The 18539-nt window shown below is 73.8% G+C and carries 22 protein-coding genes; 7 read left to right on the top strand and 15 right to left on the bottom strand.

The annotated features are described in order from the left end of the window. Positions 1-136 precede the first annotated feature (136 nt). Positions 137-667 (top strand): flavodoxin family protein, encoded by a 531-nt coding sequence (locus ABD241_RS10820; protein ID WP_344061877.1) that lies wholly within the window; start codon positions 137-139, stop codon positions 665-667. Positions 668-708: 41 nt separating this feature from the next. On the opposite strand, the gene ABD241_RS10815 is transcribed toward ABD241_RS10820, so the two are convergent. The 3 genes from ABD241_RS10815 to ABD241_RS10805 form a co-directional block, all read right to left on the bottom strand. Then, positions 709-1653: an alpha/beta fold hydrolase gene (locus tag ABD241_RS10815; RefSeq protein ID WP_344061874.1), complete on the bottom strand. Its 945-nt coding sequence runs from the start codon at positions 1651-1653 to the stop codon at positions 709-711. A 64-nt stretch (positions 1654-1717) separates the two neighbouring features. After that, the gene (locus ABD241_RS10810) at positions 1718-2098 is read right to left on the bottom strand and encodes a YciI family protein (RefSeq protein WP_344061871.1); all 381 of its coding nucleotides are present in this window, start codon (positions 2096-2098) and stop codon (positions 1718-1720) included. A gap of 116 nt (positions 2099-2214) precedes the next feature. Further along, positions 2215-2613 (bottom strand): VOC family protein, encoded by a 399-nt coding sequence (locus ABD241_RS10805; protein ID WP_344061868.1) that lies wholly within the window; start codon positions 2611-2613, stop codon positions 2215-2217. An 82-nt stretch (positions 2614-2695) separates the two neighbouring features. Between ABD241_RS10805 and ABD241_RS10800 the strand changes: the two genes are divergently transcribed. After that, complete coding sequence (locus ABD241_RS10800; RefSeq protein WP_344061865.1) at positions 2696-3484, top strand: HAD-IIA family hydrolase; 789 nt, start codon at positions 2696-2698, stop codon at positions 3482-3484. 1 nt (position 3485) lies between these two features. On the opposite strand, the gene ABD241_RS10795 is transcribed toward ABD241_RS10800, so the two are convergent. Beyond that, on the bottom strand, positions 3486-3992 hold the full coding sequence (locus tag ABD241_RS10795) for a DnaJ family domain-containing protein (RefSeq protein ID WP_344061862.1): 507 nt from the start codon (positions 3990-3992) through the stop codon (positions 3486-3488). Positions 3993-4144: 152 nt separating this feature from the next. On the opposite strand from ABD241_RS10795, the gene ABD241_RS10790 reads away from it, so the two are divergent. Continuing rightward, on the top strand, positions 4145-5608 hold the full coding sequence (locus tag ABD241_RS10790; protein ID WP_344061858.1) for an HNH endonuclease signature motif containing protein: 1464 nt from the start codon (positions 4145-4147) through the stop codon (positions 5606-5608). 173 nt (positions 5609-5781) lie between these two features. Beyond that, on the top strand, positions 5782-6126 hold the full coding sequence (locus tag ABD241_RS10785) for a hypothetical protein (protein ID WP_344061855.1): 345 nt from the start codon (positions 5782-5784) through the stop codon (positions 6124-6126). On the opposite strand, the gene ABD241_RS10780 is transcribed toward ABD241_RS10785, so the two are convergent. The 3 genes from ABD241_RS10780 to ABD241_RS10770 all read right to left on the bottom strand — a co-directional run bounded on the left by ABD241_RS10780 (position 6098) and on the right by ABD241_RS10770 (position 7987). Beyond that, entirely contained in the window at positions 6098-6382 is a 285-nt protein-coding gene (locus ABD241_RS10780) for a hypothetical protein (RefSeq protein WP_344061852.1), read from the bottom strand. The two genes, ABD241_RS10785 and ABD241_RS10780, sit on opposite strands and share 29 nt — an antisense overlap. Positions 6383-6437: 55 nt before the next feature. After that, the gene (locus tag ABD241_RS10775) at positions 6438-7280 is read right to left on the bottom strand and encodes a uracil-DNA glycosylase (protein ID WP_344061849.1); all 843 of its coding nucleotides are present in this window, start codon (positions 7278-7280) and stop codon (positions 6438-6440) included. Between the two features lie 80 nt (positions 7281-7360). After that, a complete protein-coding gene (locus ABD241_RS10770; RefSeq protein WP_344061846.1) occupies positions 7361-7987 on the bottom strand; it encodes a COG4315 family predicted lipoprotein in 627 nt (208 codons plus the stop codon). A gap of 134 nt (positions 7988-8121) precedes the next feature. Between ABD241_RS10770 and ABD241_RS10765 the strand changes: the two genes are divergently transcribed. Both ABD241_RS10765 and ABD241_RS10760 read left to right on the top strand, forming a co-directional pair. Then, entirely contained in the window at positions 8122-8610 is a 489-nt protein-coding gene (locus ABD241_RS10765) for a sigma-70 family RNA polymerase sigma factor (protein ID WP_142180731.1), read from the top strand. Beyond that, entirely contained in the window at positions 8607-9302 is a 696-nt protein-coding gene (locus ABD241_RS10760) for a zf-HC2 domain-containing protein (protein WP_344061840.1), read from the top strand. The genes ABD241_RS10765 and ABD241_RS10760 overlap by 4 nt, the downstream gene beginning before the upstream one ends. Positions 9303-9320: 18 nt before the next feature. Here the strand turns inward: ABD241_RS10760 and arfA are convergent, their stop codons facing one another. Further along, the gene (gene arfA / locus ABD241_RS10755) at positions 9321-10847 is read right to left on the bottom strand and encodes an arabinosylfuranosidase ArfA (RefSeq protein ID WP_344061837.1); all 1527 of its coding nucleotides are present in this window, start codon (positions 10845-10847) and stop codon (positions 9321-9323) included. Positions 10848-11045: 198 nt separating this feature from the next. On the opposite strand from arfA, the gene ABD241_RS10750 reads away from it, so the two are divergent. Further along, positions 11046-11294, top strand: a complete 249-nt coding sequence (locus ABD241_RS10750) for a DUF2630 family protein (protein WP_344061834.1) — start codon at positions 11046-11048, stop codon at positions 11292-11294. Positions 11295-11306: 12 nt separating this feature from the next. Here ABD241_RS10750 and ABD241_RS10745 read toward each other — a convergent pair whose 3' ends face one another. From ABD241_RS10745 to ABD241_RS10715, 7 genes are read right to left on the bottom strand one after another with little or no spacing between them, the layout of a single operon-like run. Next, positions 11307-11687 (bottom strand): hypothetical protein, encoded by a 381-nt coding sequence (locus ABD241_RS10745; protein WP_344061831.1) that lies wholly within the window; start codon positions 11685-11687, stop codon positions 11307-11309. Beyond that, positions 11684-12706, bottom strand: coding sequence for an SDR family oxidoreductase (locus ABD241_RS10740; protein ID WP_344061827.1), 1023 nt, complete (start codon positions 12704-12706; stop codon positions 11684-11686). The genes ABD241_RS10745 and ABD241_RS10740 overlap by 4 nt, the downstream gene beginning before the upstream one ends. A 38-nt stretch (positions 12707-12744) precedes the next feature. Beyond that, positions 12745-14523, bottom strand: a complete 1779-nt coding sequence (locus tag ABD241_RS10735) for a glycoside hydrolase family 15 protein (protein WP_344061824.1) — start codon at positions 14521-14523, stop codon at positions 12745-12747. Then, entirely contained in the window at positions 14508-15632 is a 1125-nt protein-coding gene (locus ABD241_RS10730) for an enolase C-terminal domain-like protein (protein ID WP_344061821.1), read from the bottom strand. Before ABD241_RS10730 ends, ABD241_RS10735 begins: the two co-directional genes overlap by 16 nt. After that, positions 15629-17329 (bottom strand): GMC family oxidoreductase, encoded by a 1701-nt coding sequence (locus ABD241_RS10725; protein ID WP_344061818.1) that lies wholly within the window; start codon positions 17327-17329, stop codon positions 15629-15631. Before ABD241_RS10725 ends, ABD241_RS10730 begins: the two co-directional genes overlap by 4 nt. Beyond that, positions 17326-18045 carry a gluconate 2-dehydrogenase subunit 3 family protein gene (locus ABD241_RS10720; protein ID WP_344061815.1) on the bottom strand — a complete coding sequence of 240 codons (720 nt, stop codon included), beginning with the start codon at positions 18043-18045 and terminating at the stop codon, positions 17326-17328. The genes ABD241_RS10725 and ABD241_RS10720 overlap by 4 nt, the downstream gene beginning before the upstream one ends. Continuing rightward, positions 18045-18539, bottom strand: coding sequence for a hypothetical protein (locus ABD241_RS10715; RefSeq protein ID WP_344061812.1), 495 nt, complete (start codon positions 18537-18539; stop codon positions 18045-18047). Before ABD241_RS10715 ends, ABD241_RS10720 begins: the two co-directional genes overlap by 1 nt.

The following is an 18539-nucleotide window of genomic DNA, read 5'->3' as shown; positions in this document are numbered from 1 at the left end:
GCTGTCACGGGCCGCCCGGCGACGGCCTCGGTCCCATTCTGGTGGCGCCTGTGGTGGCGTGCCTCTCCTTCGACCCGGAACGGGAGTCGGCGACCTGCGCCGCGCGTAGCGTGGAGGCCAGAAAGGCAGTGAGCACATGAACGTCCTCATCGTCCACGAGTCCCTGTTCGGCAACACCCGCGAGGTGGCGACGGCCATCGCGGAGGGGCTGCGCGACAGAGCGCAGGACGGAGCGACGGAGGCGGCCGACGTCAGGCTCGTCCACGTCGACGACGCCCCCACGACCATCGGCGACGACGTCGACCTGCTGCTCGTCGGCGGGCCCACGCACGCCTTCAGCATGACCCGGCCCTCGACCCGTGAGGACGCGCAGACCAAGGGTGCGACCGCAGCCCGCGAGGGCGTCCGCGAGTGGATCGAGGCGGTCACACCGCGCAAGGGCCTGCCCGTGGTCACCTTCGACACCCGCATCCACGTCCGGATGATGCCCGGATCGGCGGCCGCCGCTGCGGCCAAGGCGCTGCGGCACCGCGGCTTCGACCGGGTCGAGCGTGGCGAGACCTTCTGGGTGCAGGACACCGCCGGTCCCGTCGTGGAGGGTGAGCTCGACCGCGCTCGTGCGTGGGGTGCGACGCTCGCCACGCGCGTGGCCCACGGCGTCTCCTGACGGCCGGACCGCGGCCTCGACGGCCCTGGCTCGACCCTCCCTCAGCCCAATGAGTCGAGCCAGGGCTCGAGGTGCCCCAGGACCTGGTCGGGGACCTCGAGCTGGGGCGTGTGCCCGACCCCCTCGAGGTATGCCGCCTGCCAGGCCGGGTTGAGCCGCGCGGCCCGGCGCGCGGCCGAGACGGGGACGAGCCGGTCGCGCGTGCCGTGGACGAGCAGGACCGGACGGTCGACCTCGCGGATGATCCGGTCGTAGTCGCGTCGCCCGCGCAGGACGCGCAACAGCGACCGGGCGGCTCCGACGAACTCCGCCTCGGGGCTCGGCAGCGACCGGCGCCAGGCCGCGAGCTCGACCCCGGCCTCGGTGACCGCCGGGTCGGCGCGCGAGGGGTCGGCGAAGCACAGGGCCACCGTGCCGAGCACCCGCTGCCGGTCGGAGAAGCGGGTGTTGTAGCGGGTGAGCACCAGCTCGCCGACCCGCGGCACGGCATACAAGGCGAAGGTCGCGGCGACCTGGGGGTCCGGGCGGCCGCCCGGGTTGGGCAGGGCCGGGTCGAGCAGCACGAGGCCTGCGACCTGCTCGGGGCGGCGGTCTGCGAGCAGCAGGCTGATCATGCCGCCCATCGAGTTGCCGACGAGGACCACCGGCTCACCGAGGACCTCGTGGATGAAGCGGCTGAGCAGGGCGGCGTTGTGGTTGACGCTGGTGTCGCGACCCTGTGCCGGGGTCAGGCCGAAGCCCGGGAGGTCGATCGCGACGACCCGGCGCCCCTGCGCGAGCGCGGGGGCGATGCCGACCCAGTTGAGGTAGGACCCACCGAGCCCGTGAACGAGCACGACCGGCGGACCTGCCGTGCCACGCCCGGGCTCGCCGTCGGTACCCGCGAACTCGACCCAGTGCACCGGCCCCTCGAGGTCGATGGTGCGGCTGGTGCCGCCCCACGGCGTCGCGAGGTCCAGGGGTGCAGTGGCCAGCAGGCTGCTCATGACCGCAGGTTACCGCCGGTCACTTGGGGTCACCGAGCGTCATGTCCAGGGTCACGTCCGGGCGTCACCGGTCGGTCGGGGCCTGTCCGGGCTCGTCCTCACCCTGGAACGGGCGCACCTCCACGGGAAGGCCGGTGGCACCGGCGATCCGCTCGGCCCAGCCGAGGACCACGTCGTAGTCGTCGGAGCGCACGATCGACAGGCCGCCGAGGTGCTCCTTGGCCTCGACGAACGGTCCGTCGGTGACCACGGCGTCGGGGCTCCGGCGCTGCCGGCGGATCGTCGTGGCACTGGACTGGTCGCCCAGCCCTCCGGCGAACACCCAGCCGCCGGCGGCGCGGATGTCGGCGTTGACGACCTCGAGGTCGGCCATGACGGCGTCGAGGTCGAGGTCCGCCGGTGGCGGTCCGTCGGGTGAGAACAGGCTGATCAGGTAGGTCTTCATGACTCTCTCCTCCCGCCGGCGCGTGCCGGCCGGCTCGTGGTCCGGGGTCGCACCCGTCGTGCGTCCTCCACCCTGTCCACGAACGGGCCGGAGCCACTTCGACAAACGCGCACGGGTCAGCCGGCTCGGCCGCGCGGGCGCTGCTCGACGAGGCCGACGAGGTTGTCCTCGGAGTCGACGACGAAGGCCATCCACTCGTCGGTGCCGGCCGGCCCGAGGGTGTCGTCGTCGTGGCCGAAGATGACGTGCGGCTCGGTCCGGACCTCGACGCCCGCCGCCCGCAGCCGCGACACCGTCCCGTGGAGGTCGTCGACGCGCAGGTAGTGCAGCGCACTCGGCGCGCCCCGGTCGAGCAGGAGCCGCACGCCGCCCACGTCGAAGAAGACCAGCCCGGGCGGGTCGTAGGTCGCGAGCGGCTCGGCCCCGAGCAGGTCGCGGTAGAAGGCGGTCGCGCGGCCGAGGTCCTCGGCGTGCTGCGCGACCTGGACCAGTCCCTGCGCCTCCCGGTGTGCCATGGCTCGACGGTAGCGCCGGGCCCGCCCCGGGCGGAGGGGAAGCGCGGCAGCGGCGAGGCACGGGAGCCGACACAATGGGCCCATGACCGATCACCGGCCCGTCGAGACCTGGCTCACCGACATGGACGGCGTCCTCGTGCACGAGGAGGACGCGATCCCCGGAGCCGCCGAGTTCGTCAAGGCGCTCAAGAGCTCCGGCCGGCCGTTCCTCGTGCTGACCAACAACTCGATCTTCACACCCCGGGACCTGCGCGCCCGGCTGCTCATGAGCGGCATCGACGTGCCGGAGGAGTCGATCTGGACCTCGGCGCTCGCCACGGCGCAGTTCCTCGCCGAGCAGCGTCCGGGCGGCACGGCATACGTCGTCGGCGAGTCGGGGCTCACGACGGCGCTGCACGACGTGGGCTACGTCATGACCGACCGGGATCCGGACTACGTCGTCCTCGGCGAGACGCGTACGTACTCCTTCGAGGCGATCACCCGGGCGATCCGCCTGATCGAGAAGGGCGCCCGGTTCATCGCGACCAACCCCGACCCGAGCGGGCCGAGCCCCTACGGCACGCTGCCGGCCACCGGCTCGGTCGCCGCCCTGATCTCGACGGCGACCGGCCGCCAGCCCTACTACATCGGCAAGCCCAACCCGCTGATGATGCGCAGCGCGCTCAACCGGCTCGACGCGCACTCGGAGACGACGGTCATGGTCGGCGACCGCATGGACACCGACATCATCAGCGGCCTCGAGGCGGGGCTGCGCACGGTCCTCGTCCTCACCGGGTCGACGAGCCGGGAGCAGGTCGAGCACTTCCCCTACCGGCCCAGCCGGATCGTCGACTCGATCGCCGACCTGACGCCGTACGCGGAGACGACCTGAGCTAGCGGCCGCGGCCGAAGAGGCGCTGCCACCACGACGGGCGGGCGGCGAGCTCGGCGGCGCGGGCAGCGGCCCGCTCCTGACGCGCCCGGCGCTGCTGCTCCTCGAGCTCGGCACGCAGCGGCCGCCACCGCTCGACCATCTCGTCGACGTCGAGCGTCTTGGCGATGGCCGGCGGCAGGTTGCCGACCGCCGGGCGTCGCCGATCGGCGAGGACGCGCTTGTTGTAGTCCTCGATGATCTCGCGCACCTGCGCCTCGGTGCGCACGTCGACGAGCGACTCGGGGTAGCCGGCAGCCTCCTTGCGAAGGGCCAGCGCACCGGGCAGCGCACTGCCGAGGTCGAGGTTCTCGCGGGCGGCGAAACGCTTGACCCACCAGTCGGGGTCGCCCGAGTCGCTGAGGTCGAGCGGCTTGCCTGCACCGGGCAGGTTGTCGAAGTCGCCACGCTCCTGCGCCTCGCGGATCTGCTTCTCCACGGGGCTCTCCCAGTACGGCTGGCCGGACATGCGACCACGCTAACCGACAGGGCGGCTGAGGAGGGCGTACGCGTTGGGCGCCGAGCGAGCGCCATCCGGGCGTGTGGCGAGTTCGCTTGCAGCGCAATCGAACTGCTGCGACCACTCTGGCAGATCTATTCGAACACCTGTACGATTGGGACATGAGCCAGAGCGCGGAGCGGGTCGAGCAGGACTGGGACCACGTCGCGTCCCTGGCCGCCGACCTGCACGACGCGCACGCCCGGCTGGTCGACTTCGTGGGCACCGTGCTGGCCGAGGGGTCCTGGCAGGCGGCCGGGCTGCGCTCGCCGGAGCACTGGCTGATGCTGCGTGCGGGGCTGTCCCGCGGGCAGGCGGCGGCGGTGCTGCTCGTGGCGCGCCGGTCTGAAGAGCTGCCGGTGACGGCGGCCGCGCTGCGGCAGGGGCGGATCAGCCTGGACCAGGCCGCGGTCGTGGCCCGGCACACCCCGGCCGCGTTCGACGCGACGGTCGCCGCGTTCGCGCAGCACGCCACGGTCAGCCAGCTCCAGCGCAGTGTCACCCGGTACGACTTCACCCTCCCCGAGCCGGTCGTCAACGCCGCCGGAGAGCTGCAACCCGCAAGGCCCGCGGACCCCGACCAGCCCGGCACCGACCAGCCCGGCACCGACGAGGACGAGCGCGAGCCGGGCCGTGTCGAGCCGGAGCGTGTCGAGCGGGAGCCCGTGGAGCCGCCGCGGCTGTCGATGGGCGTCGACGCGGACGGGCGGTTCCGGCTGCGCTACGACGCCCCGGCCGAGGTCGGCGCGCTCATCGAGGCCGCGCTCACCGAGGCCAAGGACCACCTGTTCCACACGCTCACCGAGCCCGGGACGGAGCCGGACCGGCGGGCCCTCAACGGCGACGTGATCGACCCGAACCGGTGTCCCGCCGACGGCGGCACGCCCCGGGTCACCTGGGCCGACGCCCTGCAGCTGATGGCCATCCGCTCCCTCGACGCCACCGGCACGAGCGCCGGTGCGTCGACCACCGGTGGGGCGGCGCGGCGGGCCCGGTACCGGGTCCAGGTCCACCTGGACACCGACGGCGGCTGGCTCACCGGCCGCCCCCGCCTACCACGGCACCTCGTCGACGGCCTGACCTGCGACGGCACCCTCACCCCGGTCTGGGAGACCGACGGACACCCCGTCAACGTCGGCCGCACCCACCGCGTCGTCCCGCACCGCACCCGCGTGCTCGTCCTGGACCGGGACCGCGGCTGCCGCTTCCCCGGCTGCGGCGCCACCGTCCACCTCGAGGTCCACCACCTGACCCACTGGCGCGACGGCGGCCCCACCGACGTCACCAACCTGCTGGCCCTGTGCCCGTTCCACCACGACGGACACCACCGCGGCGAGTTCACCATCACCGGCGACCCCACCCGACCCGACGGGCTCGCCTTCACCACCCACACCGGCCTGCACATCGGCCCACCCCAACCCCCACCATCCACGCCGCCCCCAGCCACCCTCGCGGCCTTCGCCAGCACCGAACCCGAGCCCGCACCCCACAGCCGCGGCAGACCGCCCGCGCGCCTCGGCCGGCGCTACCCCGCCCCCACCGGCGCACCCCTGCACCGGCACCTCGTCGACTTCACCCGCGCCTGACCGGCCCACCGGGGCTCGCTGCCCCCGCCGGGGCTGCCGGAGATGAGGGGAATGCCCCTGACGATTGCGCTGGCACTGGCATGGTTGGCGACATGGAGGTGACAGGGACCGACGATGTCGGATCGGCAGGAGCGGTCCCGAGGGCGCCGCGTCGGCAGAGTCCCGCGGGACTCGTGTTGTGGGCCACCGGCTTCGTCACGGTGGCAGTGGTGGGGCTCGTCGCGCTGGACTGGGCCGCGCTGATGATGCACGCCATCGGCTACGGGTTCGAGCAGGTCCTCGACCCGGGCACGGTCGCTCCTCCGCACACCGACGACTACGTCCGGGCACTCGTCGCCGGCGCGCTCCTCGCCATCGCCGCGACCTGCGCGATGCTCTGGCTGCTGCTGCGCACCGCTGCTCGGCAGTGGGCCGCCTGGATCACCGCCTTGCTCGCGGCCGGGATCGGCGGCGTCGTCGGTGCGAGTGCCCTGCTCCTCGTGCTCGGCATCAGTCCGCTGAGCCTCCTGGCGCCCTGAGCCGTCGCCGGGACTGGACGGCGGCGATCACGATGCAGGCGACAAGTCCCAGGACGAAGAGCGGCAGAGCCGCGAGGTAGCCGAGGAGGACCACGCCCTCGGACGGAGGCAGCGTGCAGCCGAAGCCGATGCCGGTGCACTGGCCCGAGGCATTGTGGTCGGGCAGCACCAGGTGCAGCAGGATCACGAGGTTGACCGGTACGCCCCACAACAGGCCCAGGGCGACGGCATACGGAAGGAGGTTGCGTCGTGCCACACGCCCACCGTCGCGCACGCCGCCACGATCGGCATCCGTGCCGCTACTCAGCTCGTCACAGGCGGGCAATGACCTCGTCGAGCATCGACTCGGTCAGCTTGCCGGTGAAGGTGTTCTGCTGGCTCACGTGGTAGCTGCCCACGAGCCGGACGGGGTGACCCGCGGTGGTCCGCAGCACCGTCTCGGCGCCGTGGCCGAACCTCGGCTTGGGGCGCGGCACCAGCCATCCGCGACGGCGCGCGGCACCCAGGGCGGCCTCCCACGCGATCGAGCCGAGCGCGAGCATCGAGCGCAGCCGCGGCTCGGACAGCTCGAGGTCCCGGTCGAGCCACCCTGCGCAGGCCTCGCGCTCCTCGGTCGTCGGCTTGTTCGCCGGGGGCGCGCAGCGCACCGTCGCCACGATGCGGATGCCGGTCAGCACGAGCCCGTCGCCCGCGGCCACCGACGTCGGCTGGCTCGCGTAGCCGCCGCGGTGGAGGGCGGCATACAACCAGTCGCCGGAGCGGTCGCCGGTGAACATCCGTCCGGTTCGGTTGGTGCCGTTCGCCGCCGGCGCGAGCCCGACGATGAGGACGTCCGCGTCGGGGTCGCCGAACGACGGACCGGGTCGGCCCCAGTACGGCTGGTCGGCGAAGGCCGCCCGCCGCCCCTCGGTCGCCACCGACTCGCGCCATGCGACGAGCCGCGGGCATGCGCGGCACACGCTGACACGGGCATCGAGCTCGGGTATGCCGTCCGCTCCCTTCGCGAGCCGACGCACCTGCGCCGGGGTGCTGGCGACCGGCGTGTCGGCCGTCGCGGGGTCACCCGGCCACCCCGAGCCGGCGGGCACCGGGGAGAGGAAGAGGCCGCCGGTCACGGGGTGCTGGGCCGGGTTCGGCATGGCGGGAGGGCACATGGCCCCCACGCTAGGGCGCGAGCCGGGACGGACGGCATACGGCGCGTGGCGACTCGACGGCGGGGCGACGCGGCGACGCGTCAGTAGCCGCCGACCGACCCGCCGCCCGAGGTGGTGCTGCTCGAGCTGCCGGAGCCGGTGATCGGCTCGCCGGTGGTGCCGAGCACCCACCAGACGTTGAGGACACCCTGGCCGAGCACGTCGCCCGCTGCCTGGTCCTTGGCGAAGTAGTAGAGCGGCCGGCCATTGAGGGTGACCTGCTTGCCGCCGCCCGGTGCCGCGATGGAGCCGACCGTGCCGGTGATCCCGGTCGCCGTGGGCGCCGACGAGCCCATGAGGGCCGCCGGCCACGCGGCGAGGCACGCCCCGGTGCAGGCGCTCTTGGTGGTCCCCTTGGGATCCTTGGTGAAGATGTAGAGCGTCATCCCGTTGCCGTCGGTGACGACGTCGCCGAGGGGCGTGGAGGCCGTCTTGAGGGCCGAGACCTCGTGCATCGATGACGCCGCCGACGCCTTGGTGGCGGCCCCGCCGGCCGCAGCAGCAGGGGACGCGGACGGCTGCGGGGCAGTCGAGCCGCAGGCCGCCGCGGCGAGCAGCACCGCGGACGCGATGACCGTCGTGGACAGCGCCCGGGGGCGGGAGGTGGGACGGGATGAGGAACGGATGGTGGGACGCATGATGACCTCCTCGTCGAGGGCGCCGAGCACCGACGTCCTCCTGCGATGACGCCCAGCCCCATGAGACGGTTCAGGGGTCGCGCGAGGCGTGCCCGAGCTGAACCGATCCGGCCCTGCCGGCGTCTTCGGTGACAGGAACGACCGGAGGAGGAGGTGGCTGCGGCATGCCGCTCGACGAGGATGCGGTCGCGGCGATCTACCGCGAGCACGGGCCGATGCTGCGGCGCGTGGTGTGGCGGGCGACCAGTGACGCCAACCGCGTCGACGACATCGTCCAGGAGGTCATCCTCCGCGTCTGGAAGCAGGCGCCCGACACCGACAACCTGCGCGCCTACCTCATCACCACCGCCCGCCACCTCATCGTCGACCAGCACCGCGCGGCCGGGCGGCGCCCGCAGCAGGCGCAGCTCGTCGAGGTGGCCGAGCGTGACTCCGCCCTCGACCGGGCCCTCGACCAGGTGCTCGTCGAGGAGGCCCTCGGCAGACTCCAGCCCAACCACCGCGAGATCGTGCGGTGCCTCTACTACGAGCGACTGTCCGTCGCCGAGACCGCCGCTCGCCTCGGGGTGCCGGAGGGCACGGTCAAGTCCCGCGCCTACTACGCCGTGCGCAACCTGCGCGCCGTCCTCGACGAGATGGGAGTGACGAGATGACCACCGGCTCGGACGACCTGCACGAGCTGCTCGGCGCCTACGTGCTGGGCGGGCTGTCCGACGACGACCACAGCGCCTTCAGCGAGCACCTGCGCACGTGCGGCCGCTGCCAGACCGACCTGGGCCAGGTGTCGGGGCTGCCGCGCCTGCTCGACCTGGCGGGACCGGAGGGCGGGCCGCACATGGCGACCGGTGCGGACGGCCGTGACCGCGGGCCGCGCAGCGAGCCGGTCGACGAGGCGAACGTCGCGCGGCTGCTCGACGAGGTGGGCCGGCGCCGGCGGCGGCGACGCGGCTGGCTGGCAGTGGTCGCCGCGGCTGCCGCGGTGGTGCTCTTCGCCGGCGGCGCCTGGCTCGGCCCGCGGCTGGCTCCCTCGAGCCCTCCCCCGCTCCCGGCGACGCACGTCGCGGCGGCAGCCGTCTCGGGCAGCGGCGTACGCGTGGACATCGCGCTCGTGCCGCGTGGCTGGGGCACCCAGCTCGACATCGACTGCGAGGACATGCCGACGCAGGGCGAGCTGGCCCTGTGGGTCGTCGACCGGTCCGGGCGCGCGATGACGGCAGCGTCCTGGCGCGCGACGGCCGCCGGCTACTCCCGCGTCACCGGCGCGACAGCCCTGTCCCCCAGTGAGATCCGGTCGCTGGAGGTGCGGACCGGCACAGGGAAGGTGCTCGCCTCCGCCCGCACCTGACCCGTCCCCGACCCGTCGTCAACGGACACCGCGTTCGGTGAGCCGGATGCAGTGCCACGAGGTGGCGGGCAGGGTCGCCGTGAGGGTGGCGCCGTCGACCGCCGCGTCACCGGGGTGCGGGGTGACCCGGTGAGGTCGCTCCTCGGTGTTGGTGGCCGACGGGTCCTCGTCGTGCACCACCAGGTGCTCGACGAGGACGTATGCCGTCGGGTCGCCCCCGACCGGGGGCGCGACGTCGAGCGTCAGCTCGGACGACTCCGTGCGGCTCCGGTTGACGACGAAGACGGTCAGGTCGCCGCTCTCGGGGTCGTGCGTCGCCGTGACGACGACCGCGTCGACGGGCCCGTACGCCCTGGTCTCCACCCTGTCGCTGACGACGGCGGGGCGCAGGACGGTGCCCCGGGCATACCTCGCCGTGAGCGCGAAGGGGTGGAAGATCGTCTGCCGCCAGGCCGGGCCCCCGGGGCGGGTCAGGATGGGGGCGATGACGTTGACGAGCTGCGCCTGGCAGGCCATCGAGACCCGGTCGGCGTGCTGGAGCAGCGTGATGAGCAGGCTCCCGACGACGACCGCGTCCCTGACGTCGTAGACGTCCTCGATCAGCTCCGGTGCCTCCCGGATCTCGAGCGAGCGCTCGCCCGGGAAGCGCGAGTGGTACCAGACGTTCCACTCGTCGAAGGAGACCATGACCCGCTTGTCGGACCCCTTGACGGCGGCGACGTGGTCGGCCGTGGCGACGACCGCCTCGATGAACCGGTGCATGTCCTCGCCGGCGGCCAGGAACGAGTCGACGTCGCCGTCGACCGGTTCGTAGTAGGCGTGGGCGGAGATGTGCTCGACGAGGTCGAAGCACCGCTCGAGGACGACCCGCTCCCACGTGCCGAAGGTGGGCATGGCCCGGTTCGACGAGCCGCAGGCGACGAGCTCGACCCGGCCGTCGACCTGGCGCATGGCGCGGGCGGTCTCCTCTGCGACGCGGGCGTACTCCTCGGCGGTCTTGTGGCCGATCTGCCAGAGCCCGTCCAGCTCGTTGCCGAGGCACCACACGCGGATGTCGTGCGGCTCGACGTGGCCGTTCGCGACGCGCTGGTCGGGCAGCCTGGTGCCGGGCCGGGCGTTGCAGTAGAGCAGGAGGTCGACGGCATCCTGCAGGCCGCGAGTGCCGAGGTTGACGGCCATCATCGGCTCGACCCCGACCCGCCGCGCCCAGTCGACGAAGTCGTCGGTGCCGACCTGGTTGGTCTCGACGGAGCGCCAGGCGAGGTCGAGCTGTCGGGGCCGGTCGGCCTTGGGCCCGACGCCGTCCTCCCACCGGTAGTTGGACACGAAGTTGCCCCCGGGGTAGCGCACGAGGGTCACGCCGAGCTCGCGGACGAGCTCGGCCACGTCGGTGCGGAAGCCCAGCTCGTCGGCGGCCGGATGCCCCGGCTCGTAGATGCCGGTGTAGACGCACCGGCCCATGTGCTCGACGAAGGACCCGAACATCCGGGGCCGCACCGGCCCCACCGTGAAGGCCGGGTCCAGCCGCACCGTCGCTCGTCCCATGCGGTCCTCCTCGACCGTGGCGGAGGGTCGCCCCTCGATGACGACGGCCACCCGTGTGCCGTCGCACCCCATCGTCGTCCACCGAGGGGTCGGCGTGGGGCGCGCCGTTCCGGGTGTGTTCCAAGGCGCCGCACCACAGTCCACTCTGCTGTCGACCCTGCTCTCGACGGGGGCGCGGGCGCGTGCCAAGGTGGCCGCATGGCTGACGACGTCTCGATCCAGCACCGCATCAAGTCGCTCATCGACGAGGAGCACGAGCTGCGCTCGGCGCTCCAGTCGGGTGAGATCAGCGTCGACGAGGAGCAGTCTCGGCTGCGCAGCGTCGAGGTCGAGCTCGACCAGTGCTGGGACCTGCTGCGCCAGCGCCGCGCCAAGCGCGAGTTCGGGGAGAACCCCGACGACGCGCAGGTGCGTTCCGAGCGCACCGTCGAGGGCTACATCGGCTGACCTGTCGCGCGCCTAGTGGGGCGCCCGGCGCGACGCCTGCCACTCGAGCAGCGCGAGCGTCGCGGCGATGGCGCCGCTCGTGACGTAGTAGCGACGGTCGGTGCGGGTCACCGCCGCCCAGGGCACCATGCTCGCCGCGTGCAGCGCGTCCACGCCGCCGCCGAGGCGGTGCGCCCGGGCCGTTCCGGCCGCGAGCACGGCCACGCCCTGCGCCAAGTGCCGCGCGCCGAGCAGCCGCGCGACCCGGGTCGCGCGGCGGCTGGGCGAGCGCCGGAGCTCCAGCGCGGCCACCCGGTGCGGGGCGACGAGCGCGACGAGGCCGTATGCCGCCCTCCCGGCCTCGAGCACGACCGGCGCGGTGAGCGCCCGGGCAGCCCGACGGCGTCGCGTCACCGCGAGCGCCTGGCGCCGACACCCGCGGCGATCCCGGCGAGGGCCAGGCCACCGATCGCGCCGAGCAGGCCGTGGTGCTGCGAGGCCCACAGCTGCGGCGACCGGTCGGTGGACCGCTCGTCGAAGGGCCCGCGAGTGCCGTAGTCGTGGTGCTCGTCGGCGGGCTGCTCGAGGTTGTCCGGCCGGTCCGGGTCGCTCGGCTGGTCGGTCTGCTGGGACGAGAAGCCGGTCCTGGCGAGGTAGCGGTCGAGCACCCCCGGCGCGATGGCGTTGGCGGCGAGCGTGCCGACGGTGCTGCCGCCCACCCAGTACTCCCGGCGCTTCGGGTGGTCGGCGGCATACACGACCGCGCTGGCGGCGACGTGCGGCTCGTAGATGGGCGGCACCGGCTGTGGCTTCTTCGGCAGCCGGGAGCGCACCCACCGGAACTGGGGCGTGTTGACGGCCGGCATCTGCACCATGGTCACGTGCACCGGGCTGTTCTCGTGGAGCAGCTCGCAGCGCAGCGACTCGTGGAAGCCCTGGATGGCGTGCTTGGCCCCGCAGTAGGCCGTCTGCAGCGGGATGCCGCGATAGGCCAGCGCCGAGCCGACCTGCACGATGGTGCCGCGACCCCGCTTCTTCATCCGGGGCAGGACCGCCATGGTCGCGTAGACGTAGCCGAGGTAGGCCACCTCGGTCACGCGCCGGAACTCCTCCGGCGCGATCTCGTCGAACGGCGCGAAGACCGACGTGAAGGCGACGTTGACCCAGACGTCGACGGGGCCGAGCTCCTTCTCGACGGTGTCGACGGCTGCGGTGACGGCGTCGGCGTCGGCCACGTCGACCTCGACGACCAGCGGGTGGCCGCCGGCGGCGCGTACCTCGTCGGCGGCTGCCGCCAGGCCGGCCGTGCCGCGGGCCAGCAGCGCCACCTTCGCGCCGCGCCGCCCGAAGGCGACCGCGGTCGCGCGGCCGATGCCGCCGCTGGCGCCGGTCACGGCGACCACCTGGTTGCGGTGGGTCCCTGTGTCGTTCATGGGTTTCCTCTCGTCGTCGTCGCCCGGGGTCGGGCAGGTCAGGTGTGCAGGTGCGTGCCGGGGCCGTCGGCGAGCCGTGCGCTCGCCTCGAGCATCCCCGCGTGCACGAAGGCCTGCGGCAGGTTGCCGCGCAGCTGGCGCTGGCGGACGTCGAACTCCTCGGTGAACAGGCCCGGCGTCGTGCAGGCCGCCCGGCCGCGCTCGAACCACCGCAGCGCCTCGGCGCGGTGGCCCTGCTGGTGCGCGGCGAGCGCCATGTGGAACCCGCAGAGCAGGAACACGCCCTCGGCCTCGGCGAGCGGCCGCTCGTCGTGACGGAAGCGGTAGAGGTAGCCCTCGTCGGCGAGCTCGCTGCGGACCGCCTCGAGGGTGGCGACGCTGCGCGGGTCCTCGGCCGGCACGGCGCCGCGCACGGCGGCGAGCAGCAGGGAGGCGTCGACGCGCTCGTCCTGCGGGCTCTGCTGCCAGCGGCCCGTCGGGTGGAGGCAGTCCGAGGTCGCGTCGGCCACGATGGTGTCGGCGAAGCCGGCCCACTCGGCCGCCTGGGCGGTCGGCGCGACGGCGGCGATGGCGCGCAGCCCGGCCGCGCAGATGAGCCGGGAGTGCGCCCAGCGGCGGTCGTCGAGCTCCCAGATGCCGGCGTCGGGCTTCTTCCAGCGCCCCCGCATGACGTCGATGCACGTCTCCACCGCTCGCCAGCCGTCGAGGTCGAGCATCCCGTGGCGCTCGGCGGCGGCGAGGAGCAGCAGCGACTCGCCGAGCGTGTCGAGCTGGAACTGCTGGTTGACCCAGTTGCCGACGACGTCCTTGCCGCCGGGGTAGCCGGGCAGGTCGAGCTGCCGCTCGTCCGGCACCAGGCCGCCGTCGACGGTGTACGCCGGGCGCAGGTCGTTGCCGTGCTCGAGCAGCGCCCCGGAGACGAAGGTGACCGCGGACCCGAGGAGCGGGTGCGCGCCACAGGCGGCGACGGCCTGGCCGGCGTAGCACTGGTCGCGGATCCAGGCGTAGCGGTAGTCGTAGTTGCGGCTGCGACCGCCGTGCTCGGGCAGCGACATGGTCGCCGCGGCCACCATCCCGCCGGTGGCGCTCGTCAGGCCGCGCAGCACGGCATACGACTGCTTGGCGTCGGTGGGCGCGATCGTCTGCTCGAAGCTCGGCACGGCGTCGCTCCACGAGCTCAGGGTCGCCGACCAGGTCGGGTCCGGGGCGGGCGGGCGGTCCGGCAGGCGGTCGCGGCCGATCTCGAGGACGAGGTCGTGGGTCTCGCCCTCGCGCAGCTCGATGGCGAGCTCGAGGCGGTTCTCGGAGGTCACGTAGTGGGCGTCGCCGGCGCCGGTCCACCGGGCGAGGTGCTGGCCGGCGCGGGCGGTCCAGACGTCGCCCGAGCGGTGCACGTCGGTCATCGGGTCGGCGCCGAAGCCTGCAGCCAGGGACAGGATCGCGGCGAAGTGCGCGTCGCCGTGGAGCGCCTCGATCCGGTGCAGGAGGACGAGGTGGTCCTTGTCGCCGGGGAAGGCGAGGGCCTGGCGGCACTCCATCACCCGGTCGTCGGCGGTCCACCGACCGCGCCAGACGAGGCTGCCCGGCTCGTAGTAGCCGCCCCAGACGTAGCGCTCGTCCAGGGGGGTGACGGCATACGTCCCGTGGCCGCCGATGAGCGAGCCGAAGACGGGGTCGTCGTGCCACTGCGGCGCGCACAGCCAGGCGATCTCGCCGCGGGGGCCCACGAGCGCGCCGCGCTCGCCGTCGGCGAGGACGGCATACTCCCGCAGGACGTGCAGCGGCAGCCCCGCCGGCAGCTTCAAGCGACCCGCCACTGCTCGGCACCCCCGCTCACCGTCATGCCGTGCCCCGGACCGTCGTGCCGCGGGTGCAGCGCCCCATCGCTCACCTCGGGGATGCCGTCGAGCAGCCGGGCCTCGAGCCGGACGTGGTCGACGAACCACTCGACATGCCGCAGGTTGGGCACCGCGGCGGCGACGACCGCGTGCAGCGAGGGCGCGCAGTGCGCCGACACCTGCAGGTGGGCCGCCTCGGCGAGCGACGCCGCCCGCAGCCAGCCGGTGTAGCCCCCGCAGCGGGTGGCGTCGAGCTGGAGGCAGTCGACGACCGGCAGCAGCGCCGTGACGTCGTCAGGGGTCGCGGCGTACTCGCCCGCCGCGACGTCGCAGGCGAGCGCCTCGCGCACGGCCGTGAGGCCCTCGGTGTCATCGCTGCTGACCGGCTCCTCGAACCACACGACCCCGAGGGCGTCGAGCCGGTCGCCGACGCGGATCGCCTCGCCGACGGTGTAGCCGCCGTTGGCGTCGACCATGAGCTGCGTGCCCTCCGGGGCGAGACGGCGCAGCTGGCGGGTGCGGTGCAGGTCGCGCGCGGGGTCGCTGCCCCAGCTCTCGCCGATCTTGATCTTCATCGCCGCACAGCCGGCCTCGGCCCAGCCCTCGACCTGCTCGGCGAGCTGGGCGTCGTCGAGCGTGGTGAAGCCGCCGGAACCGTAGACGGGCACATCGTCGCTGCAGCGGCCGAGCAGGTCGCCGAGCGGCACACCGAGCAGCCGCGCCTTGAGGTCCCACCAGGCCACGTCGACCGCGCTGATCGCCTGCATCGCGAGGCCGCTGCCGCCGAGGTTGCGCACGGCGCGGCGCATCGCCGACCAGCCCTCGGTCACGTCGAGGGCGCTGCGGCCCAGGACGTGCGGCACCAGCTCGTCGTCGACGACCGCGGCCGCGCCCCGGCTCGAGTACGTCCAGCCGAGGCCGGTGAAGCCGGCCGCCTCGAGCGTGACGGTGACGGCCGTCGTCGTGTGCCACTCGAACGTGCCGTCGCCCTCCGGCTCGGGCGTCGGGAAGCGGTAGACCGCGACCCCGACACCCGTGATGGCGCTGTCGTCGCGGGCGTATGCCGGGTGCTCAGCTCGCGCGCTCATGCCCGCACCGCCTCCTGCTCGGTCAGACCCCGCCGCGCCTGTGTCGCAAGGCGGTTCGCAGCTCGGGCGGCGAGCGCCATGATCGTCAGGGCCGGGTTGGCCGAGCCCTGCGTGGGCAGCACGCTGCCGTCGACGACGTAGAGGTTGGGGATCCCGAAGACGCGGTGGTCGGAGTCGACCACGCCGTCGTCGGCGCGCGCCGCCATCCGGGCTCCGCCGACGAGGTGGGCGTAGCGGTCGATCGTCATGACCTCGCTGGCGCCCGCGGCCTCGAGGATGGTCTCCATCGACTCGGTCGCGGCCTTGGTGAGCAGGCGGTCGTTGTCGCACTGCGAGTAGGAGAAGTGGGCGATGGGCAGGCCGTGGCGGTCCTTCTCGTCGGCCAGGGTAACGCGGTTCTCGGGTTGCGGGAGGAACTCGCAGAGCGCGCCGATGGTGGCCCAGTGCACGAAGTCGCGCAGGTACTCCCGCAGCGGCGCGCCCCAGTGGCCCTGCGCCACGACGTGCTCGGCCCAGGTGATCGGCAGCGGGCTGACGTTCTGGATGGACCAGCCGCGGCGGTACGGCTTCGTCGGGTCGGTCTCGTAGAACTGCTCCGAGGACACCTCCGGCGGCGGGGCCTTGTAGGCGCGGACCTCCTCCTCGAACCGGCCGGACGTCTGCGGGGCGCCCTGGACCATGAGGTAGCGCCCGAGCTGGTCGGTGTCGTTGCCCAGCCCGGCGGCATACCGCTCGGTCGCCGAGAGCAGGAGCAGGCGCGGCGTCTCGATGGAGTAGCCGGCGACCGCGACCGCCCGGGCGCGCTGGAAGTGCTCGCGGCCGCGCCGCAGGTAGGTGACCCCGGTCGCCCGGCCCGAGTCGTCGTCGACGACGACGCGCGTCACCATGCTGTCGGGGCGGATCTCAGCGCCGTGCGCGAGGGCGTCGGGGGCGTGGGTGATGAGCGGGCTCGCCTTGGCGTTCACCTTGCAGCCCTGCAGGCAGAAGCCGCGGTAGATGCAGTGCAGGCGGTGGCCGAACCGGCCGTTGGCGATCGCCACGGGGCCGACGCGGGTCTCGATCCCGGCGGCGAGCGCGCCCCGTTGGAAGATCTCGCCGTTGCCGCCGACCGGGTGCGCCGAGTGCGGGTAGGAGTGCGGGTCGCCCCACGGCCAGTCCTGCCCGGCGACGGGCAGCTCCTGCTCGATCTGCTCGTAGAAGGGGCGCAGGTCGGAGTACGCGATGGGCCAGTCGGCGCCCACCCCGTCGTCGGACAGGACCGAGAAGTCGCTGGGGTGGAAGCGCGGGGTGTAGCCGGCGTAGTGGACCATCGAGCCGCCGACGCCGCGGCCGGAGTTGTTCGAGCCCAGGGGCACCGGGTCGCTGCCGCCGATCTGGCGCGGGTCGGTCCAGTAGAGGGTGTGCGAGCCGCGCTCGTCGGAGACCCAGTCGGCGTCCGGGTCCCAGAAGGGACCGGCGTCGAGGCACACGACGCGCCAGCCGGCCCGGGCCAGGCGCTGGGTGAGCACGCTGCCGCCGGCGCCGGCGCCCACGACGACGAGGTCCACCTCGTCGCTGTCGTCGAAGCGCCGCATGTCGTCGCGCAGGCGGTGGTTGGTGCGCGTGCCGTCGGTCGGCAGCAGCCACGCGGAGTCGTTGCGGGCGCGCACCTCCCGCTCGGCGCGCGGGCCCTGCAGCGGGTTAGGCAGGCCGATCACCGCGAACCTCCTTCCAGCGCACGGCCCTCGACGAGAGCGCTGTGCCGCTGGCGGGCCGCCTCGACGCGCTCCGCGAAGGGGGTGGGGCGCCGGTCGACGGCGTCGGCGACCTCCCAGTGCTCACGGCCGCCCAGGTTGACGTAGCCCCGCGGGTAGGCGGGGCCGGGGAAGCCGATCTCGTTCCAGGCCCACGGGTGCGAGTAGAAGGCCGTGCACGCATACCGCGTCCACAGGCTCCACACGCGCTCGGCGGAGACGCCGTGCCACTGCTTGCCGGCGGAGGATCGGTCCTGGACGTCCTGGACGAGCGCGGCCTGCCGGCTCGCGTCGAGCTCGCCGAACCCGGCGCTGTCGAAGTGCGCCCTCGCGTCGTCGTCGAGCCAGGACAGGGTGTGCCGCCACGCCTCGCCGTCCTCGGGGAGGTCGTCGTAGTGCCAGCCGTCGGTCTCACCGACGGCCAGGCGGGCGTCGAGCAGCTCGAGCACCGGCACGCGGGGCTCCGCGTCCTGGTCGAGGAGCAGGTCGAGCAGCGGCGCCGCGACGGAGACCTCGTGCGGGGTGAAGAAGGCCAGGTCGGACGGGTGGGCCAGGCGGGCGAGCACGACGCCGGCCGTGACGTCGTCCCAGTCGTCGACCGAGTCGAGCACGTCGAAGCCGGGGAAGCGACCGCGCCCCTGCGGCGTGACCGCCCGGCGGTGCGGGGCCCGGTACGGCATCAGCGCCGCCGTCCCGCTCGGAGGGAACGGCCGGCTCGCGGCCTGCCGTGGCGTGGGGCCCGGTCCTCACGCCGGAGCACGGCCGCGAGCAGGCCCATGCCACCGACGACGGTGGCCAGCAGCGGGGCGAAAAGTGGCGGACCGGCCTCGAGGTTGTAGCGGGTGACACCCCCGGGGCGCTGTGCGACACCGCGCCAGTGCAGCCACGTGCCCTGCAGGCCGTTGGCGACGATGAGCGCCGAGGCGACGGGCAGCACGGTGTGGGCGGCGCGCTTGGAGAAGACGCCGGCCACACCCGCCGGCACGGCGGCGGGCAGGATCGCGACCGGCCACCACATCAGCTTGTTGCCGAAGCTCGCGCCGTCGTGGGCCAGGTAGATCTCGGCCGTCGTGACGGCGGCGCCGGCCGCGGTCAGGCCTGCGAGGGTCTGCTCGAAGCGTCCGGTGCGCACGTCGGAGACGGCGCGCTCGAGCCAGCTCGTGGGTCGTGCCAC

This window comes from Terrabacter lapilli, from assembly GCF_039531305.1.
GTDB classification, from domain to species: Bacteria; Actinomycetota; Actinomycetes; order Actinomycetales; family Dermatophilaceae; genus Terrabacter; species Terrabacter lapilli.
The sequence above is the reverse complement of the archived record's forward strand: the minus strand, read 5'-3'. Positions and strand labels throughout refer to the sequence as shown.